Consider the following 17632-nt stretch of genomic DNA (forward strand, 5'->3'; position numbering starts at 1 on the left):
CGCGAGAACCTGCCATGTCGACCGACGCCCTGCTGGCGCTGATCGCCTACGCCTTCGTGACTTCGGTCACGCCGGGACCGAACAACCTGATGCTGCTGGCCTCCGGCGTGAATTTCGGCTTCCGCCGGACGGTGCCGCACATGCTCGGCATCGGCGGCGGGTTTCTCTCCCTGCTGCTGGCCGTGGGTCTCGGCCTCGGAACGCTGCTCGCCGCCTTTCCGGCGCTGCATCTCGGGCTGAAGGTCGCCGGCGGCGCATATCTTCTCTATCTGGCGTGGCGCATCGCCGCCTCGCGGTCGATGGGGCAGGGCGCCGAAGCCGGTGAGCGGCCTATGACCTTCCTGGAGGCCGCCGCCTTCCAGTGGGTCAACCCCAAGGCCTGGGTGATGGCGGTCAGCGCCATGGCCGTTTACGCCAGCCCGGCCGATCCGTTCCTGTCGGTGCTGATCGTCGCGGCCGCCTTCGCCGCGGTCAACGTTCCGAGCGTTTCCGTCTGGGCCGGCTTCGGCACGGCGCTGCGCGGCTTCCTGGCGGATTCCGCCCGGCTCAAATGGTTCAACATCGGCATGGGCCTGCTGCTCGTCGCCAGCCTGTGGCCGATGCTCAGGTGACCCCGGATTTGGCTTTTTTTTAGTTTGTGCTAAAGTTCTCGGGTGGGGGTTCGCGATGCCGACTGCCATGCCTGTCAAAGACATGCGCTTGACGGAGCCACCGACGGTCCCGCTGCCTCCGTTGTGCCTTGGCCCTCCCACCCACCTGTGGCTCGACACGTTCCGAAGCGACGAAGACCTGCGCCGCTTCTGGCGTGGATACGTCATCGGCGGCGCCTGCTGCGCCGCACTGCTCGCGGCCGAGATATCGGTCGTCGTCGTGTTCCTTTAGTTCCTTGCGTCCGGAAGGCGCGTACCATCACGGTGCTCGACCCGAAGGGCCGCGAGCGTCGTCGCGCCTTGTCCGGGAGGCGGCAAGGTCGTAGCCTGCCGTCATGTCCCACGATCACGACCACCACCACGACAACGAACTCGACCCGATGGCCGCGCGCGTCAAGGCGCTGGAGACGATCCTGACCGAGAAGGGGTTGATCGACCCCGCCGCGATCGACGCCATCGTCGACACCTACGAGACGAAGGTCGGACCGCGCAACGGCGCGAAAGTGGTCGCGCGAGCCTGGAGCGATCCGGCCTTCGCCGACTGGCTGCGGCAGGACGCGACGGCCGCGATCGCCTCGCTCGGCTTCACCGGCCGGCAGGGCGAGCACATGCAGGCCGTCTTCAACACCGGCGACACGCACAACCTCGTCGTCTGCACGCTCTGCTCCTGCTATCCGTGGAGCGTGCTTGGCCTGCCGCCGGTCTGGTACAAGGCGCCGCCCTACCGCAGCCGCGCCGTCATCGACCCGCGCGGCGTGCTTGCCGAATTCGGCGTGGACCTGCCCGCCGACAAGAAGATCCGGGTCTGGGATTCGACGGCCGAACTGCGCTACCTCGTCGTGCCCGAGCGACCCGCCGGCGCCGAGGGCTGGAGCGAGGATCGACTGGCCGGGCTGGTGACACGCGACGCGATGATCGGCACCGGGCTGGCGCTGGAGCCCGAAGCGGCATGAACGGTCCGCACGATCTCGGCGGCCAGATGGGGCTTGGCCCGGTAGCCCCGGAAACGGACGAGCCCGTCTTCCACGCCGACTGGGAAAAGCGCGCGCTCGGGCTGACGCTCTGCTCCGGCGCGATGGGCGCCTGGAACATCGACGAGAGCCGGCACGCGCGGGAGAACCGCCACCCGGTCGACTACCTGTCGTCGACTTACTACGAAATCTGGATCAAGGGGCTGGAGCGGCTCCTGAAACGCCACGGCTTCGTCAGCGAGCGCGATCTCGCCGCGGGCAGGGCGGTCGACGGCGCGCCGGAGCCGAAACGGGTGCTGAGGGCCGCCGACGTGCCGGCGGTGCTTGCGCGCGGCGGGCCCTGCGACCGGCCGGTCGGAACGCCGGCGCGCTTCAAGGCGGGCGACCGCATCCTGACCCGCAATTTCAGTCCGACGGGGCATACGCGCCTGCCACGCTACGCGCGGGGCAAGCGCGGCGTGGTCGAGGCGGTGCGCGAGGGGTTCGTGTTCCCCGACAGCAATGCGCAAGGCAATGGCGAAGACCCGCAATGGGTCTATACGGTGGTCTTCGACGGACGTGAGGTCTGGGGCGACGACGCCGACCCGACGCTCACCGTCTCGATCGACGCCTGGGAGAGCTATCTTGAGCCGGCATGAGACTCCGCCCGGCGCGGACGCCCCTGTCTTCTCGGAGCCCTGGCAGGCGCAGGCCTTCGCGCTGACGGTGGCGCTGCACGACAGGGGCCTGTTCTCATGGTCCGAATGGGCCGAGGCGCTTTCGTCCGAGGTGAAGAAGCCGGACGCCGCGGCTGACGGGCACGACTACTACGAGCACTGGCTGGCGGCGCTGGAAAAGCTGCTGGCGTCCAAGGGTGCGGCCGCAGGGCCGGAGGTGGACGCGATGGCGGCTGCCTGGGAGCGCGCCGCGCACGCCACGCCGCACGGCCAGCCGATCCGGCTGGAGAACGACCCGCAGCGTCGCTGATTGCCGCCTAAATGTTCTTATTGTGTTCTATTGTGCAATACCATATACTAGTTGTGTTGACAATTTAAGATTGTGTTGATATGATACTGCACGTTAGAGATGTAGAAACTGACGAACTCGTACGCCAGCTCGCGCGAACACGCGGTATCTCCATCACCGAGGCGATTCGCGAAGCCGTCGCGCAGGCACTCGCTTCCGACGAGAGGTCGAGAATCTCCTTGTGGGACAGAATGGGTGATTTGCGCATGAAAATGGAATCCTACCCTTTGACGGGGTTCAAGGCCGACAAGGACTTTTACGACGGACTCTCAGGGCGTGAGGATTGAAGAATGTTCGTCGACAGTTCCGCGCTGGTTGCGATGATCCTTCCGGAACCCGACGGGCAAGCGTTCGCGTCCCGACTACAGGAGTCAGGTGAGTCCTTTACATCTCCGGTGGCCATCTTCGAGACAACCCTGGCTCTGCGGCGAATGCGCGGAGCGCCGCTGGCGGAAGTGGTGTTGGTGATCGAGGAGTTTCTTCGCCGCGCGGGAAGTCACATTGTCCAGGTCGATGCCGACGATCATATCGGGGCCCTCCAGGCGTTCGAAATGTACGGCAAGGGCACCGGTAGTCCGGCCCAGCTCAATCTCGGCGACTGTTTCGCTTATGCCGTGGCCAAGCGGCTCGGCGTGCCGTTGCTGTACAAGGGCTACGATTTCGCGCACACGGATCTGGCCTAGGCAGCTTGCCGCGCCGCGTCAGCGCCTTCCGAGCGGGCCGGCGTCGGCAAGCTGCCGGATTTCCGCGGCCACCAGTTCCTGCAGGCGCCACAGGTTGCGGTCGCGGATGCCGTGTTCGTCGAGCTTGGCGACCGTGTTGTAGAGATAGGCTGCGTTGGAGCCGAGATGGCCGCAGGCGCGCGCGATCCGGCTTGCGGTCTCTTCCGGCGTCAGCTTCAGGAACGGAAAGCTCGCGGTCGGCGCCGCCCAGAAGGCGAGCGCGCGGATGCGGCCCGTCGATGTGTCCGCGTTCAGCCAGCGCGGATTGTCGAGATCGCCCTCGTATTCGGATTCGCGATAGAGCATGCGGTAGATGTGCCCGGCGCGATCTTCGTCCGGCAGGCGAAAGGCCACGCCGTGGCAGGTGCCGCCGCGCTCCAGCACCATCATCTGGCCGGGCTGTTCGGGCGAGCCGCGCCAGCGCGGCAGTTCCATGCTGAAGGAGCGGTGCCAGCCGCGCGCGGTGGCGCGGCGCGCCTCGATCGTCTCGACCTCCGGCTTCCAGATCAGCGAACCGTAGGCAAACAGCCAGAGCGGCCCGTCGCCGCATTCGCGGTGGAGTTCATCCGCCTTCGCCAGAACGTCGGCATCCGAGAGCTGGACATAGCGCGGGTCCGGCCCGGGATCTTCGACATCGCGCTCGCAAAGCGCGACCAGCTCCGGCGTCAGCGAGAGGGGCTGCTTCTTCGACATGTGGACCCGTGCCCGATGGTTCGATGCTAGCGCAGGGCTATGCCCTGTAAAGCGCTTGACTTGCATGGGTGCCATGTGTTCACTTTATGTTCCGCAGTTGGGCGAGGCGCTCGCGCCTTGCTCCCGAAACCCGAATCCTGCCAGTCAGGCGCATGGACTTTTCTCCGCAGCAGGACGACGCGCTGAAGGCCGTGGCGCGATGGCTGAAGGCCGGCCGGCCGCAGGTCTTCCGCCTGTTCGGCTATGCCGGCACCGGCAAGACGACGCTGGCCCGCTATTTCGCCGAGCATGTCGACGGGCAGGTGCAGTTCGCCGCCTTCACAGGCAAGGCCGCGCAGGTGCTGCGCTCGAAGGGGGCCACCAACGCCCGGACCATCCACTCGCTGATCTACCGGCCGCGCGGCGAGGAGGCGGTCGAGGACGAGACGACGGGCAAGACCTCGATGTCGCCGACCTTCGCGCTCAACCGGCAGAGCCCGGTCGCGCGGGCAAAACTCATCATCGTCGACGAATGCTCGATGGTCGACGAGCAACTCGGGCGCGACCTGCTTTCCTTCGGCACGCCGATCCTGGTGCTCGGCGACCCGGCGCAGCTGCCGCCGATCTCGGGCGGCGGCTTCTTCACCGAACACGAGCCCGATGTCCTGCTGACCGAAATCCACCGGCAGGCGCGCGACAACCCGATCATCCGGCTGGCGCTGGACGTGCGCGAGGGGCGCGAGTTCATGCGCGGGGACTACGGCACGGCTAGGGTGATCGGCCGCGAGGACGTCAACCAGGAACTGGTGCTGCAGGCAGACCAGGTACTGGTCGGCACCAACCGCACGCGCCGCCGCTACAATGCGCGCCTGCGCGAGCTGAAGGGCTTTTCCGCGAGCTATCCGCAGGCCGGCGACAAGCTGGTGTGCCTGCGCAACGATCCGGCCAAGGGCCTGCTCAACGGCTCGCTGTGGAAGGTGATGACGTCGTCGCGCGAGACGGTGAAGCCCGGCATCAACCTGCTGGTCTCGCCGGAGGAGGACGATCCCGACCGCGGCGTCGCCAAAATCAAGCTTCTCAAGGCCGCCTTCGACGACCCGGACGAGGACATCCCCTGGCAGCAGAAGAAGCGCTACGACGATTTCGACTACGGCTATGCGCTGACCGTGCACAAGGCGCAGGGCTCGCAGTGGAACGAGATCGTGCTGTTCGACGAGAGTTTTGCGTTCAAGGACACGCGCCAGCGCTGGCTCTACACCGCGATCACGCGCGCGGCCGAACGGTTGACGGTGGTTCGCTGAGGCCGTCCCCGGCGAACGGCACCACCACGGTACGGGCGACCAGCCGGATCCAGAGCGCCGGCAAGAGGTTGGCGGCCTGCCTGCGCAGCCGGGCAACCTCGCGCGAAACCCTGCGCAGGCCGGTCGGCTTGTTGCGGCCCTTCCACTCGCTGAGCCTGACCCGCTCCGCGTGGGCATCGCTGATCAGGATGCTCTCGGGAACGTTGAATTCCGCCGTCACTTCGAAACGGAAAAGCGCGAGCGCCGGAACGGCGGTGCGGATCGTGTTGCGTCGGCGGAACGGGCTGGCAAGCGAGAACAGGAGATCGTCGAGCGGCATCGAGAACCGATGAGGCGACGACAGGATGCGGGCGGCGCAGGTCGCAGAGATGACATAGGCGCCGCAACCCGACTCGAAGCTGAGCGGCTGGTGGAACGCGAAGCCGGTGGGGGCAGGCTCGGCGCGCGGATGGATGCGGACTTCGGTCTGATGGGTTTCGAGCCGCAAGATGTCAATGGCGAATGCCTCTCTCTCGAGTTCCGACAGAAATCCAGGCAGCCTGCCGGAAAGAAGAAGATCGTCCTCCAGCACGAGGACGTTGCCGCACCCCTGGTCGAGCATGGCGCGCCAGGCCCGGAAATGGCTGATCGATATCGCGATTTCGGGCGCTGACAACTGGGTGAGGAGCCGTTCGAGGGAGGGCAGCGCGGGGTCATCCGCCTCGATCGTTGAGGGTGTCGTCGCCGGCAGCCGCTCCACCTCGAGCCTGAGCACGGCGAACTGCCTTTCCATGAAGGCGCGCCGATCCGGCCGGCTGTCGAGATTGATGTAGTAGGCGAGCAATTCACTTCCCCCCAAGCGCCCGCGTGATGCTACCCCGCGATCATGGCCGTGGCCGAACGGTTGACCGCGGGTCGCCAAAGCGGCGATCGGCAAGCGGGATGATCGTCGTGCGGCTTGCGATACTTGATTGGATTGCCCGGTAGATGCGGTTGGGCTGATGGGCAAGCCTGCGGAACTCGCGCCAGACCTTCTTCACCCCGACGGGCATCTTGGCCATCTTCGGATGAGGGGGCGAAATGTGCGCCAACCGCGCGGCCTCTGCATCGCTTGCAAGGATGCTTTCTGGAACGTCGAAGTCGGACGAGATTTCCGGCCGGTTCACCGCCAGGGCCGGTACGGCGACGCGCAGGCTGGACGGATCGCGCAACGGACTGATGGGCGAGAAAAGTACAAGGTCGACAGGCAGCGACAGGCGTTGCGGCGAAGAGAGAATTCTTGCAGCGCATGCGGCGGTGATGATGTAGGCGGCCGAACCGGGTTCGAAGCTGAGCGGCAAATGGTAGTCGAAGCCGGGAGCGCCGGGTTCCGCGCGCCGGTGGATCTGGACTTCGGTCATCCGCGTTTCGATCTTCAGGATTCCCTCGTCGGCATCGGCTCTTTCGACCGCCGCCAGGAATTCCGGCAGCCTGGCCGACAGAAGCACGTCGTCCTCGAGCACGAGGGCGCACGGCTGCCCCTTGTCCAGCATGCGCTTCCAGATTCTGAAATGGCTGACCGAGATGGCGATCTCGGCGGGCGAAAGCCCCGCAGCCAGGTCGGTCATGGAGTGCGGCGCGATATCCTCGTCGCGAATCGATTCGGGCGTCGTTGCCGGCAGTCGCTCCACCTCGAGCCCGAGCGCGGCGAACTGCTTTTCCATGAAGGCTCGCCGATCCGGCCGGCTGTCGAGATTGATGTAGTAGGCGAGCACTTTTCCCCCAAGGCAGCCCCGAATGAAGCCGCGTTCGCTCGCGGACCATCCCCCCCCTGTTGTCTCGCATCCTGTCGACCGACCCTGTATAGAAGCGGTTTCGACTGGTGCGGGACGGCAAATGCCTACACGACTTTCCGTAAATCTCAATGCAATCGCCATGTTGCGCAACCGGCGCGACCTGCCGTGGCCGAGCGTCATCGGGCTTGGCCGCATCGCGCTTGCCGCCGGCGCGCACGGATTGACCGTGCATCCCCGTCCCGACCAGCGCCACACACGCTTTTCAGATCTGCCGGAGATCAGGGCGCTGATCGACGACGAGTTTCCGGACGCCGAGTTCAACATCGAAGGCTATCCGAACGAGGAGTTCCTGCGCCTGGTCGAGCAGAACGAGCCGAATCAGGTGACCCTGGTGCCCGACGATCCGGCGCAGCCGACCTCCGACCATGGCTGGGATTTCGCCGCCGACGCGTCATTCCTGACGCCGGTCGTCAGGAGACTGAAGAAGGGCGGATTCCGAGTTTCGCTCTTCGCCGACGCCGACCCGGCGGGCATGGCCGCGGCGCGCGACACCGGAGCCGACCGGATCGAACTCTACACGGGCCCATACGGCGCGACGCATTCCGATCCTGCGGCTGCCGCCGCCGAACTGGACAAGCTGCAAAGGACCGCGGATGCCGCGTTCGCCACCGGGCTGGCGGTCAATGCCGGCCACGACCTGACGGTCGCCAATCTGCCGCCGCTGATCCGAAAGATTCCAGGGCTCGCCGAGGTTTCCATCGGCCATGGCCTCACCGCCGACGCGCTGGAATACGGGATGGCCGGCACTGTCGTCCGCTTCCTCGGCGCATGCGGCGCCCGCTAGGTGACGCAGCGTGAATTGCGCATGCAGCCAATCGCCGCTATTGCAATGCAGCATTTGCCAAAGACTGGCCGCTCGTGTAGAGCCGCGCGCGCTTTGTCGGAGTAGCGTTGATGGTCCATAACCAAGCCGATGGCGACCAGCAGGCAATCGGCCATACGGGTCAGAAACCCGCCCCGACCCGGACCGGGCTTCTCATGCTCGGCGCGCTCGGGGTCGTCTACGGCGACATCGGAACCAGCCCGATCTACGCCTTTCGCGAGGCGCTGCACGCCGCATCCGGCGACGGCGCGGCCCTGCGCATGGAGGTGCTGGGTGTCCTGTCGCTGATCGTCTGGGCGCTGACGCTGATCGTCACGATCAAGTACGTCGTGTTCGTCCTGCGCGCCGACAATGAAGGGGAGGGCGGCACACTGTCGCTGATGGCTCTCGCGCGCAGCGCCTATCCTCGGGCCAGCAAGCTGATCCTCGTCATCGGTATATGCGGCGCCTCGCTGTTCTTCGGCGACGCGATCATCACGCCGGCGATCTCCGTGCTGTCGGCGGTCGAGGGCCTGAAGGTGGCGACGCCTGCTTTCGACCCCTATGTCGTGCCGATCACGCTCGTCATCCTGGCCGTGCTGTTCGCCGTCCAGCGTTTCGGCACCGGCAAGGTCGCCAACGTCTTCGGCCCGATCACCCTGGTCTGGTTCCTGGCGCTCGGCGTCGCCGGTCTCTCGCACATCGCCGACGACCCGACGGTCTTCTTCGCCGTCAATCCCTACTACGCCATCGCCTTCCTGGCCGGCGAACCCAATGTCGCCTTCGTCACCATCGGCGCGGTGTTCCTGGCGGTGACCGGCGCCGAGGCGCTCTACGTCGACCTCGGCCATTTCGGGCGCCGGCCGATCGTGCTGGCCTGGATCGCGATCGTGTTTCCCTGCCTGCTGCTCAACTATTTCGGCCAGGGCGCCTTCGTGCTGGCGCACCAGGGGACGCCGCAAAACCCGTTCTTCGAGATGCTGCCCGAGTGGGGCGTCCTGCCGATGGTCGGACTGGCGACGGCGGCGACGGTCATCGCCAGCCAGGCGGTCATCTCCGGCGCCTACTCGCTGACCCGCCAGGCGGTGCAGCTCGGCCTGCTGCCGCGCTTCGAGATCCAGCATACGTCCGAAATGCAGTCGGGGCAGGTCTACATGCCGCGCGTCAATTTCCTGCTGGCGATCGGCGTGATGCTGCTCGTGGTCGGCTTCGGCGCGTCCAGCGACCTCGCCTCGGCCTACGGCATCTCGGTCACCGGCGAGATGCTGGTCACGACCATCCTGCTGTTCATCGTCATGCGCCATCGCTGGAAGTGGAAGCTGGCCGGCGCGATCGCGCTGATCACGGTGTTCGCGGTGATCGACACCGGCTTCTTCCTCGCCAACGCGGCCAAGATCGCCGACGGCGGCTGGGTGTCGATCGGCGTGGCGTTCATGATGTGCCTGATCATGTGGACCTGGATCCGTGGCTCGCGCCATCTCTTCGAGAAGACCCGCAAGAACGAGATCCCGCTCGACTTCCTGGCCGGCAACCTGGCCAAGAAGCCGCCGGACCTTGTTCCCGGGACCGCGGTGTTCCTGACCGGCGATCCGCAGAGCGCGCCGACTGCCCTGATGCACAGCCTCAAGCACTACAAGGTGCTGCACGAGCAGAATGTCATCCTGAGCGTCGTCACCGCGCAGCAGCCGACCGTGCCGGAAAGCGACCGCGCCACGCTCGTGCCGATCAACGACCTGTTCATGCGGGTGACGCTGACGTTCGGCTACATGGAGCAGCCGAACGTGCCCAAGGCGATGGCGCTCTGCCGCAAGCAGGGCTGGAAGTTCGACATCATGACGACGTCGTTCTTCCTGTCGCGGCGCTCGCTGAAGGCCGCGGCCAATTCCGGCATGCCGCTCTGGCAGGACAGGCTGTTCATCGGGCTGGCGAGCACAGCGTCGGACGCCACCGAGTATTTCCAGATCCCGACGGGGCGCGTGGTGGAGATCGGCACGCAGGTGGCGATCTGACGGGGATGCCGGTGCGCCTCCCGCGTCATGCGGGAGGGTCGAGATGGGCGGTTGACGCGGAAATCCAATCGGGATAGTCAACCGAACCGTAACGTACGGTACGGTTCGGAATAGTGCCAGAAGCAGCCGCAAGACATACGCCGACAGAGCGCCAGCAGGCGGTGCTCGACGCCGTGCTCGACCTGCTGGTCGAGGGCGGCGACCAGCTCACCATGACCGCGGTGGCGCGGCGCGCGAGCTGCTCCAAGGAAACGCTCTACAAGTGGTTCGGCGACCGCGACGGCCTGCTGGCGGCTGCGGTGCGCTGGCAGGCGTCGAAGGTGCGGACGGGCAACTACGACCGCCAGAAGCTCGACGCCGACGCGCTGCGCGACAGCCTCGAGGCGTTCGCGGCCAACTGGCTGAAGGTCATTTCCAGCCGAACCTCGATGGCGCTCAACCGGGTTGCGGTGAGCCATGCCGGCAGCGGCAAGAGCAACCTCGGCTCGATCGTGCTGGCCAATGGCCGCTTTGCGATCGGCGAGCGGCTGAAGCCGCTGCTGGAAGCCGGCAGGGCTGCCGGGCTGCTTGCCTTCGACGACGCCGAGGAGGCGTTCCGCACCTTCTACGGGCTGGTCGGCCGCGACGTGCAGATCCGCCTGCTGCTCGGCGACCCGCTGAAACTCTCCACCGCCACGATCGAACGCGACGCCTCGTATGCCGTCGATCGCTTCTTCACCCTGTTCGGGACGGCTGGCCGTCCGAAAATCCGTTCACTCTGACAATCAAAAGGAAGGAAACGTATCCATGCGTGTCTATTACGATCGCGACGCCGATCTCAATCTCATCAAGGGCAAGAAGGTTGCCATCGTCGGCTACGGCTCGCAGGGCAGGGCGCATGCGCTCAACCTGAAGGACTCGGGCGCCAAGGAGATCGCCATCGGCCTCAAGGCCGGCTCGCCGACCGCCAAGAAGGTCGAGGCTGACGGCCTCAAGGTCATGACGGTGGCCGAAGTCGCCAAGTGGGCCGACCTGATCATGATGGCGGCGCCTGACGAACTCCAGGCCGACATCTACAAGAACGACATCGCCGACAACATCCGCGACGGCGCGGCGATCGCCTTCGCGCACGGCCTCAACGTGCATTTCGGCCTGATCGAGCCGAAGAAGACGGTCGACGTGCTGATGGTCGCGCCGAAGGGCCCGGGCCACACGGTTCGCGGCGAGTACCAGAAGGGTGGCGGCGTGCCGTGCCTGGTCGCTGTCCACCAGGACGCTTCCGGCAACGCGCTCGACCTCGGCCTTTCCTACGCCTGCGGCGTCGGCGGCGGCCGTTCTGGCATCATCGAGACCAACTTCAAGGAAGAGTGCGAGACCGACCTGTTCGGCGAGCAGGTCGTGCTGTGCGGCGGCCTGGTCGAGCTCATCCGCGCCGGCTTCGAGACGCTGGTGGAAGCCGGCTACGCGCCGGAGATGGCCTATTTCGAGTGCCTGCACGAGGTGAAGCTGATCGTCGACCTGATCTACGAGGGCGGCATCGCCAACATGAACTACTCGATCTCCAACACCGCGGAGTGGGGCGAGTACGTGTCGGGCCCGCGCATCATCACCGCCGAGACCAAGGCCGAGATGAAGCGCGTGCTGCACGACATCCAGACCGGCAAGTTCACCTCGGAGTGGATGCAGGAATACCGTTCGGGCGCGGCGCGCTTCAAGGGCATCCGCCGCATGAACGACAGCCACCAGATCGAGGAAGTCGGCGAGAAGCTGCGCGGCATGATGCCGTGGATCGCCAAGAACAAGCTCGTCGACAAGGCGAAGAACTGAGGCCATTGCCGCCGCCTGCCATCAGGCGGCGGTCCCGGCTCCAATGAAAAAGGCCTCGGCGCGCTGCGCCGGGGCCTTTTTGATTGGTTCAGCCGTAGTACCAGTGCGGCTTGGGTTCGGTGCCGGAAAAGCTCACGCCGCAGCGATCGAGCCTGCGCCAGCGCAGCGTCGCGCGGTAGCCGACGCTGTCGGCCGGCACGTAGAGCAGGAACTCCTTGGGGACGCGCGCCTCCGCCGCCACGGTCAGTTCCGCGCCGTTTTCGTGCATGTTGCGGATGGTGCACTGGACCACGGACGTGTTGATGCCCGACAGGATGGCGGCGCCTTTGAGAACGCGCCGCCTGTGCTCTCTCTGAGGTTTGGGATCGGCCGGTCCGGACATGCCGCGGTCTTGCTTCATTGCACCAAGCATGGCGCCGTCTCGTCGGCGCCACGCATGGCCTTAATGCCGCAGCGTGCGATCGGTTGCAATTGCCGACGGCAATTGCGGAAGCGGTCGCACCGCTTTTCGCGCGTCGTCAGCTATAGGGCGACCAGCATTGCCGGCGCGGCCCGTGATAGGGCTGGTAGGTATTGTCCCAGGCCCGGTACGAGCGGTAGCGGTTGTAGCACCAGCGCACATGCGCGGAGCCGCCGCCGCGGTAGTAGCGCCTCGGCTCGACGTAGCGGTACGCAGGCGGGCCGTAGTACAGCCAGGGCTGCACGTAGAGATTTCGGTAGGGCCGCCGGTAGTAGCGGCGATAGCGCCAGTCGTCGTTGCGGTAGCGGTTGTAGCCACGGCAGTTGCCGTAGCGGTAGCAGTAGTTGCGGTTGTAGCCGCGATAATGAACCGGGACAGCGGTCGTGGACGCGTTGGCGGGGGCGACCGCGGTGCGGCTCGCGCCCGCAAGGGGCGTCGCGGCCGCCGTCGCGCAGAAGCCGGCAAACACGCCAAGCGCGACCAGCGCCATGCGCAGGCGCGCGTGTATCCGAATGCCCATGTCATCCTCCAAGAAGCACAAGCCCCACGCCCAAGCCCCGAGGAAACGCCGAGTATCCGGCCCGCCTCATGAACGCAGGATGAACGGAGCCGACGTGCTTGCCCTTGTCATGGCAGGCGCTTGCGGGCAATGGTCGCGCCATGTCGCTGCGCATCGCCACCTTCAACGTCGAGAACCTGATGAACAGGTTCGACTATTCCGGCTTCCGCAACCAGCTCCGCCAGGACCGGACGCTGGCGCTGTTCGAGATCCGCAACGAGGCGGAATACCGGCTGCTGGAGCAGGCCCGCACCATCGCGCATGCGGACGATACCCGCCAGCTCACCGCGCTCGCCATCGCCGCGGCCCGGGCCGACATCTTCTGCCTCCAGGAGGTCGACAACCTGGAAGCGCTGAACGCGTTCGAATACGGCTATCTCTTCAAGATGATCGGGCAGGGTTACCGGCAGAAGTACACGACGTCGGGCAACGATTCGCGGGGCATCGACGTCGCGGTCATGCTGCGCGCCGAAACCGCGCACGGCCAGCCGATCGAATTCGTGCGCATGACCAGCCACGCGCACATCACCTATGCCGATTTCGACCTCCACACGCCGGAGCTCGAGGCGCTCGGCGAAGCGTCGCACGAACGCATCTTCCGCCGCGACTGCCTGGAGATCGACCTGACAGTCGCCGGCAAGCCGCTGACCATCTATTCGGTCCATTTCAAGTCGATGGGCAGTCCGCGCAACGGGATGGACGGGCGCGAGGCGACCATGCCGATCCGCATGGCCGAGGCGCAGGCGGTACGGCGTATCATCGAGGACCGTTTCGGCAAGGACCACGCCGGCGACAAGCGCTGGGTGATCTGCGGCGACCTCAACGACTATCGCGAACGCGTGCTGGTGTCCGGCGACACCGAGGGCGGCTTCCGCTTCGACCCGGCACAGGAGGCGCAATCCTGCGTCAACGTGCTGCTGGCCGGGGGGTTCAGCGAGAACATCGTAGAGCGCCGCCCCGAGCTCGACCGCTGGACGCTTTACCACACGCGCGGGCCGGACGAGCGCCACCTGTGCCAGCTCGACTACATCCTGCTGTCGCCGGCGCTGGCCCGGCGCAATGCGCTCGCCATTCCCGACATCGTCAGGGGCGGCCAGCCCTGGCGCACGCCGTTCCCGCCCGGGCAGGAGGTCGACCGCTATCCGCGCACCGGCTGGGACCGGCCGAAGGCGTCCGACCACTGCCCGGTGGCCGTGACGCTCGACATCGCCTGAGGGGCCTCCCGTGATTTCCGGCCTGCCCCTCGGCGTGATCCTGCCGGTCGACGAGATCGACGTCCGGCTCGATCCGACGCCGCACCCCTTCGAGACGCAAAACATCGCCGCGATCAAGCGCAACTGGCGGCGCGAAGTGACCGAGCGGCCGGCTGTTTTCGACGGTTCGGTCGTGCTGCTTTCCGAATTCGGCTACGACCGAGCTCGCCTGTTCGGCCGCTGCCACGCAGTGCGCTATTCGACCTTCCTCTACTGGCGCCGCGACCGCGTCGGCACGGTGGCGCACGCTTTCGCGCATCCGATGCTGGTGACGCGCGACAACGCGCTGGTGGCGATCCGCATGGCCGCGCACACCGTCAATGCCGGCCGGGTCTACTTCGCGGCGGGGTCGTTCGAGCCCGAGGACTTTCCCGGCGGCGTGGTGGACGCTCACGGCAACATGGCGCGCGAAGTGCTGGAGGAGACCGGGATCGACATTTCCGGCGCACGCCGGGACGAACGCCACCATGCGCTGGCCACAGAGCGTGGAACGGTGATCTTCCGCCGCTACTTCCTGGACGAGGACGCCGACAGCCTCGCCGCGCGCATCCGAGACTTCGTCGCCGGCGAGGCCGAGCCGGAGATCGAGGAACCCGTGATCATCCGCAGCGCGCAAGACCTGCCGGAGGGGGTGATGGCGCACATGCCCCCGCTGATCGACTGGCACTTTCTGCAGGATGGCCCCAGGTAGCAGTCGGCGAAGAGCCAAGGCGTCGCCCACGCTTGGTGCATTGCAGAGCCCCGGCGTTCGCATTATCCCTGATCGAGGCCGGATTGGCGGCGGCGGGACAGTTTGATGCCGATGAAATCGCGCAGGTATCTGATCTACGACGTGTTCACAGACCGGCCCCTGGCCGGCAATCCGCTCGCCGTGGTCGTCGAATGCGAAGGCCTCGAAACGGCTGCGATGCAGGCCATCGCGCGCGAGTTCAACCTGTCCGAAACCGTGTTCATCCTGCCGGCGGACAATCCGCGCCATCGCGCCCGCGTGCGCATCTTCACGCCGGAATACGAGATGCCGTTCGCGGGCCATCCGACGGTGGGCGCCGCCGTCGCACTCGCCGAGGGGGCGGGCGACGACGGCATGGCCGGCATGTTCGTGCTCGAGGAGCAGATCGGGCCGGTGCGCTGCGCGGTGACCAAGGGGCGGGGCGCGTCGTTTGCCGAATTCGACCTGGCGAAGCTTCCCGAGCGGCTTCCGCTCACCGTCGATCCGGCCGCCATCGGCGCAGCGCTTGGCCTCGCGCCGCACGAGATCGGCTTCGAGAACCACCGGCCGAGCCTTTGGGCGGCAGGCGTTCCGTACCTGACGGTGCCGGTCGCCGGGCAAGAGGTCGCGGCCCGTATCCGTTTCGACAACACTGCCTGGACGGAGCTGGCGCCGCCGAAGGGCGAGGGGATCGTCGCTTCGGCCTACATCTATTGCCGCGATACGGTGCTGCACGACAGCGCCTTCCATGCGCGCATGTTCTCGCCCGGCAACCCGGCCATCGAAGACCCGGCCACGGGGTCGGCGGCGGCCGCCTTCGCCGGCGCGATCGTGCATTTCGACGAACCTGTCGCGGGGTCTCACGCCTTCTGGATCGAGCAGGGAATCGAGATGGGCCGCCCGTCCCGCATCAGGCTGGAGATCGATGTCGAGGGCGGCCGCATCGACGGCGCCCGGATCGGCGGCCACGCGGTGAAGGTCGCGGAAGGTCTGCTCTTCGCCTGACCGTCGGCTGCCCACCGTATTCGCGGTCCGGTCGCCTGCACCCTGAAACAAATGAAACAATGCTGGAGCACCGGCGAAGTGTTCCCGCAGCTTCTGCCGCCGATCCTGACGCCAGTCGTCGGCGCGGCCCGTGGTGGACAGACCATCCTCCAACGCTTCCGGCGATCACGACAAAAAAGAGCGCTCCGCCATGCCGGAGCCTTCCGGAAACAAGGATGAGACACATGAAAGGCCTGCTTCTTCTCGCCGCGACCGCCGCGCTCGGATTTGTCGCGGTGTCGGCCTCGACCGCTCCAGCATCGGCCGCCGGATGCTACTACATGCTTTACCAGGACGGCCACGGCGTGGTGACCGGCAACCTCGCCATCCAGGGCTACGCGTCGGCGGTCAAGCGCGAAACCGCCTGCGACCGCGCGCGGCGCGAATGCAACCGCCGCTTCGAGCGGGCGCGCAAGAAGGGCAACGTGCCGCGAGCCAACCCGCGCGAACTGCGCTGCGTCCGCATGGGCAGCTGACGCTGTTCTGCCCCGGTCACTCGAATGCGGCGGGACCGGCGGTTGGCGACATGCCGGCCGCCGGTTTCACACCTTTTTGCGGAATGTCGGTTTTGGGCTGGACAGGGCCGGACACTGTGGCTATATCCGCCGCGACTTCCGGTTCGCCGGTGCGCGGGTGATTAGCTCAGTTGGTAGAGCAGCTGACTCTTAATCAGCGGGTCGCAGGTTCGATCCCTGCATCACCCACCAAATAAATCAAATACTTAAAGTGCGATTGATTATATTGCCACGGGAATGGCGTCCATATGGCGTCCGGCCTGTTGGCCAGTCTTGGCTATTTGCGTCCAACATGGGACAATAATCGGCTGACGCCTCAGGCGATTTCCTCGATCGCCATGAGGATTTGATGGAAGCTTTTGACCGCCTCCATCTTGCCGCCGCGATTGTAGTGCGCTTCGGTCACGCGACGGTCGGTGTGCTGTAGAAGCCCTGTAGCTACGCCCATTTCGCGACCGGAATTGTTTGCGATTGTAAAGACTGCACAGGCCCGGAAGAGATGCGGATTGACAGCGACACCCAACTCCCGTCTCGTCGTCTCAGTGATGATCGCCCCGACATAGGTGTAGGCCAAGGCACCGCCGGCAGTAGAGGTCCACATTGCATCGCCTGGTCGAAGGAAGGCCGGTCGATACGTGTCGATCCATTGGTCGATGATCGGGGTCAGGATTGCGGGAAGCGGGCGTTCATCGGCTCGACCCGTCTTGGTTTCTTCGCCCGCAAGCGTGATCCACCACTGGTCATCGATCTTGCGAAGCTGCTTGCCGATTCGGAGGCTGGCGAAGTTCTTCAGGCGGATGGGGCAAAGCGCGAGCAATGCGATCATGAGGCCATCTCGATGCAGGAGAGCCCTTTGCCGCTCCGTATTGCGCGTGGACGTCCTCGCGCGTTCCACGAGGTCCAGTCCGAGCTTCAGAAGCCGCGAGGAAGGGATGATGCGTGCCGCCTTGCTGCGTGGCGTGGCGTGGTCTTTCAGTTCGGCCACCACTTCCTTCAGCCAGAGAGTGTCGGTACCGGGCGCGAGAAGCCGAGCCATGCGTTCGATCCGGCTGAGATAGTTGTGGCGCGCGATCGAGCCGACACGGGTCTGGAGTTCAGCAAGAAAGGCATCTGTGATCAGTGGCGTGATGTGGCCCGCGGCACCTGCCTGGGGATCCAACCGGTTCGTGCGCAGGCAAAAGTCGAGCAGATAGCCGTAGGCCCGCGCATAGGCCGTTCGCGAGACCGGTTTGATGCAGCGGGCGCTACCTCCCCTGCGAAGACGCTCCGAGGGCCTGCAGGCGTCCTGCCAGGCCGTGCGATCGGCAACAGGCCATTCGTCGACTGGCAAGGATCGATAT

22 protein-coding genes and 1 tRNA gene are annotated in these 17632 nt (G+C 66.0%); 17 read left to right on the forward strand and 6 right to left on the reverse strand.

The window, feature by feature from the left end; genetic code table 11:
* Positions 1–14 precede the first annotated feature (14 nt).
* The 7 genes from ABUE31_RS03055 to ABUE31_RS03085 all read left to right on the forward strand — a co-directional run bounded on the left by ABUE31_RS03055 (position 15) and on the right by ABUE31_RS03085 (position 3309).
* Positions 15–611 carry a LysE family translocator gene (locus ABUE31_RS03055; RefSeq protein WP_367722019.1) on the forward strand — a complete coding sequence of 199 codons (597 nt, stop codon included), beginning with the start codon at positions 15–17 and terminating at the stop codon, positions 609–611.
* 88 nt (positions 612–699) lie between these two features.
* Positions 700–882 (forward strand): hypothetical protein, encoded by a 183-nt coding sequence (locus tag ABUE31_RS03060; RefSeq protein WP_367722020.1) that lies wholly within the window; start codon positions 700–702, stop codon positions 880–882.
* Between the two features lie 103 nt (positions 883–985).
* Positions 986–1603 (forward strand): nitrile hydratase subunit alpha, encoded by a 618-nt coding sequence (gene nthA / locus ABUE31_RS03065; protein WP_367722022.1) that lies wholly within the window; start codon positions 986–988, stop codon positions 1601–1603.
* A complete protein-coding gene (gene nthB, locus ABUE31_RS03070) occupies positions 1600–2259 on the forward strand; it encodes a nitrile hydratase subunit beta (RefSeq protein ID WP_367722023.1) in 660 nt (219 codons plus the stop codon). The genes nthA and nthB overlap by 4 nt, the downstream gene beginning before the upstream one ends.
* Positions 2246–2587, forward strand: a complete 342-nt coding sequence (locus tag ABUE31_RS03075; RefSeq protein ID WP_367722024.1) for a nitrile hydratase accessory protein — start codon at positions 2246–2248, stop codon at positions 2585–2587. The genes nthB and ABUE31_RS03075 overlap by 14 nt, the downstream gene beginning before the upstream one ends.
* 80 nt (positions 2588–2667) lie before the next feature.
* A complete protein-coding gene (locus ABUE31_RS03080) occupies positions 2668–2913 on the forward strand; it encodes a type II toxin-antitoxin system VapB family antitoxin (RefSeq protein ID WP_367722025.1) in 246 nt (81 codons plus the stop codon).
* 3 nt (positions 2914–2916) lie between these two features.
* Positions 2917–3309 carry a type II toxin-antitoxin system VapC family toxin gene (locus tag ABUE31_RS03085; protein WP_367722026.1) on the forward strand — a complete coding sequence of 131 codons (393 nt, stop codon included), beginning with the start codon at positions 2917–2919 and terminating at the stop codon, positions 3307–3309.
* 18 nt (positions 3310–3327) lie between these two features.
* On the opposite strand, the gene ABUE31_RS03090 is transcribed toward ABUE31_RS03085, so the two are convergent.
* Positions 3328–4041, reverse strand: coding sequence for a gamma-glutamylcyclotransferase (locus ABUE31_RS03090; RefSeq protein ID WP_367722027.1), 714 nt, complete (start codon positions 4039–4041; stop codon positions 3328–3330).
* A 152-nt stretch (positions 4042–4193) separates the two neighbouring features.
* Here ABUE31_RS03090 and ABUE31_RS03095 point away from each other — a divergent pair, with 152 nt between their 5' ends.
* A complete protein-coding gene (locus ABUE31_RS03095; protein WP_367722028.1) occupies positions 4194–5321 on the forward strand; it encodes an ATP-dependent DNA helicase in 1128 nt (375 codons plus the stop codon).
* Here the strand turns inward: ABUE31_RS03095 and ABUE31_RS03100 are convergent.
* Positions 5284–6144, reverse strand: a complete 861-nt coding sequence (locus ABUE31_RS03100; protein ID WP_367722029.1) for a glycosyltransferase family 25 protein — start codon at positions 6142–6144, stop codon at positions 5284–5286. The two genes, ABUE31_RS03095 and ABUE31_RS03100, sit on opposite strands and share 38 nt — an antisense overlap.
* 40 nt (positions 6145–6184) lie before the next feature.
* Positions 6185–7216, reverse strand: a complete 1032-nt coding sequence (locus ABUE31_RS03105) for a glycosyltransferase family 25 protein (RefSeq protein ID WP_367722515.1) — start codon at positions 7214–7216, stop codon at positions 6185–6187.
* Between ABUE31_RS03105 and ABUE31_RS03110 the strand changes: the two genes are divergently transcribed.
* From ABUE31_RS03110 to ilvC, 4 genes are all read left to right on the forward strand, one after another.
* A complete protein-coding gene (locus ABUE31_RS03110; protein WP_367722030.1) occupies positions 7176–7919 on the forward strand; it encodes a pyridoxine 5'-phosphate synthase in 744 nt (247 codons plus the stop codon). The two genes, ABUE31_RS03105 and ABUE31_RS03110, sit on opposite strands and share 41 nt — an antisense overlap.
* A gap of 194 nt (positions 7920–8113) precedes the next feature.
* Positions 8114–9946 carry a potassium transporter Kup gene (locus tag ABUE31_RS03115; protein ID WP_437344077.1) on the forward strand — a complete coding sequence of 611 codons (1833 nt, stop codon included), beginning with the start codon at positions 8114–8116 and terminating at the stop codon, positions 9944–9946.
* A gap of 110 nt (positions 9947–10056) precedes the next feature.
* Entirely contained in the window at positions 10057–10707 is a 651-nt protein-coding gene (locus tag ABUE31_RS03120; RefSeq protein WP_437344078.1) for a TetR/AcrR family transcriptional regulator, read from the forward strand.
* Positions 10643–11752, forward strand: coding sequence for a ketol-acid reductoisomerase (gene ilvC / locus ABUE31_RS03125; RefSeq protein ID WP_367722032.1), 1110 nt, complete (start codon positions 10643–10645; stop codon positions 11750–11752). Before ABUE31_RS03120 ends, ilvC begins: the two co-directional genes overlap by 65 nt.
* An 88-nt stretch (positions 11753–11840) precedes the next feature.
* Here the strand turns inward: ilvC and ABUE31_RS03130 are convergent, their stop codons facing one another.
* Positions 11841–12164, reverse strand: coding sequence for a PilZ domain-containing protein (locus ABUE31_RS03130; protein ID WP_367722033.1), 324 nt, complete (start codon positions 12162–12164; stop codon positions 11841–11843).
* Between the two features lie 106 nt (positions 12165–12270).
* On the reverse strand, positions 12271–12732 hold the full coding sequence (locus tag ABUE31_RS03135) for a BA14K family protein (protein WP_367722034.1): 462 nt from the start codon (positions 12730–12732) through the stop codon (positions 12271–12273).
* A gap of 140 nt (positions 12733–12872) precedes the next feature.
* Between ABUE31_RS03135 and ABUE31_RS03140 the strand changes: the two genes are divergently transcribed.
* The 5 genes from ABUE31_RS03140 to ABUE31_RS03160 all read left to right on the forward strand — a co-directional run bounded on the left by ABUE31_RS03140 (position 12873) and on the right by ABUE31_RS03160 (position 16484).
* Complete coding sequence (locus ABUE31_RS03140; protein ID WP_367722517.1) at positions 12873–13985, forward strand: endonuclease/exonuclease/phosphatase family protein; 1113 nt, start codon at positions 12873–12875, stop codon at positions 13983–13985.
* Positions 13986–13995: 10 nt separating this feature from the next.
* Positions 13996–14715 (forward strand): hypothetical protein, encoded by a 720-nt coding sequence (locus tag ABUE31_RS03145; protein ID WP_367722035.1) that lies wholly within the window; start codon positions 13996–13998, stop codon positions 14713–14715.
* 111 nt (positions 14716–14826) lie between these two features.
* The gene (locus ABUE31_RS03150; protein WP_367722036.1) at positions 14827–15738 is read left to right on the forward strand and encodes a PhzF family phenazine biosynthesis protein; all 912 of its coding nucleotides are present in this window, start codon (positions 14827–14829) and stop codon (positions 15736–15738) included.
* A 215-nt stretch (positions 15739–15953) separates the two neighbouring features.
* Positions 15954–16253, forward strand: coding sequence for a hypothetical protein (locus ABUE31_RS03155; RefSeq protein WP_367722037.1), 300 nt, complete (start codon positions 15954–15956; stop codon positions 16251–16253).
* Positions 16254–16408: 155 nt separating this feature from the next.
* Positions 16409–16484 (forward strand) — tRNA-Lys (locus ABUE31_RS03160).
* 124 nt (positions 16485–16608) lie between these two features.
* Here the strand turns inward: ABUE31_RS03160 and ABUE31_RS03165 are convergent.
* A complete protein-coding gene (locus ABUE31_RS03165) occupies positions 16609–17622 on the reverse strand; it encodes a site-specific integrase (protein WP_367722038.1) in 1014 nt (337 codons plus the stop codon).
* Positions 17623–17632 lie beyond the last annotated feature (10 nt).

The organism is Mesorhizobium marinum, assembly GCF_040813675.1.
GTDB lineage: Bacteria > Pseudomonadota > Alphaproteobacteria > Rhizobiales > Rhizobiaceae > Mesorhizobium_K > Mesorhizobium_K marinum.

Coding starts and splice junctions, on each gene's coding strand:
- ABUE31_RS03150 (WP_367722036.1), top strand. CDS start 14,827: ATGAAATCGCGCAGGTATCTGATCTACGACGTGTTCACAGACCGGCCC.
- ABUE31_RS03090 (WP_367722027.1), bottom strand. CDS start 4,041: ATGTCGAAGAAGCAGCCCCTCTCGCTGACGCCGGAGCTGGTCGCGCTT.
- ABUE31_RS03130 (WP_367722033.1), bottom strand. CDS start 12,164: ATGCTTGGTGCAATGAAGCAAGACCGCGGCATGTCCGGACCGGCCGAT.
- ABUE31_RS03095 (WP_367722028.1), top strand. CDS start 4,194: ATGGACTTTTCTCCGCAGCAGGACGACGCGCTGAAGGCCGTGGCGCGA.
- ABUE31_RS03055 (WP_367722019.1), top strand. CDS start 15: ATGTCGACCGACGCCCTGCTGGCGCTGATCGCCTACGCCTTCGTGACT.
- ABUE31_RS03110 (WP_367722030.1), top strand. CDS start 7,176: ATGCCTACACGACTTTCCGTAAATCTCAATGCAATCGCCATGTTGCGC.
- ABUE31_RS03080 (WP_367722025.1), top strand. CDS start 2,668: ATGATACTGCACGTTAGAGATGTAGAAACTGACGAACTCGTACGCCAG.
- ABUE31_RS03115 (WP_437344077.1), top strand. CDS start 8,114: ATGCTCGGCGCGCTCGGGGTCGTCTACGGCGACATCGGAACCAGCCCG.
- ABUE31_RS03155 (WP_367722037.1), top strand. CDS start 15,954: ATGAGACACATGAAAGGCCTGCTTCTTCTCGCCGCGACCGCCGCGCTC.
- ABUE31_RS03085 (WP_367722026.1), top strand. CDS start 2,917: ATGTTCGTCGACAGTTCCGCGCTGGTTGCGATGATCCTTCCGGAACCC.
- ABUE31_RS03140 (WP_367722517.1), top strand. CDS start 12,873: ATGTCGCTGCGCATCGCCACCTTCAACGTCGAGAACCTGATGAACAGG.
- ABUE31_RS03135 (WP_367722034.1), bottom strand. CDS start 12,732: ATGGGCATTCGGATACACGCGCGCCTGCGCATGGCGCTGGTCGCGCTT.
- ABUE31_RS03105 (WP_367722515.1), bottom strand. CDS start 7,216: ATGGCGATTGCATTGAGATTTACGGAAAGTCGTGTAGGCATTTGCCGT.
- nthA (WP_367722022.1), top strand. CDS start 986: ATGTCCCACGATCACGACCACCACCACGACAACGAACTCGACCCGATG.
- ilvC (WP_367722032.1), top strand. CDS start 10,643: ATGCCGTCGATCGCTTCTTCACCCTGTTCGGGACGGCTGGCCGTCCGA.
- nthB (WP_367722023.1), top strand. CDS start 1,600: ATGAACGGTCCGCACGATCTCGGCGGCCAGATGGGGCTTGGCCCGGTA.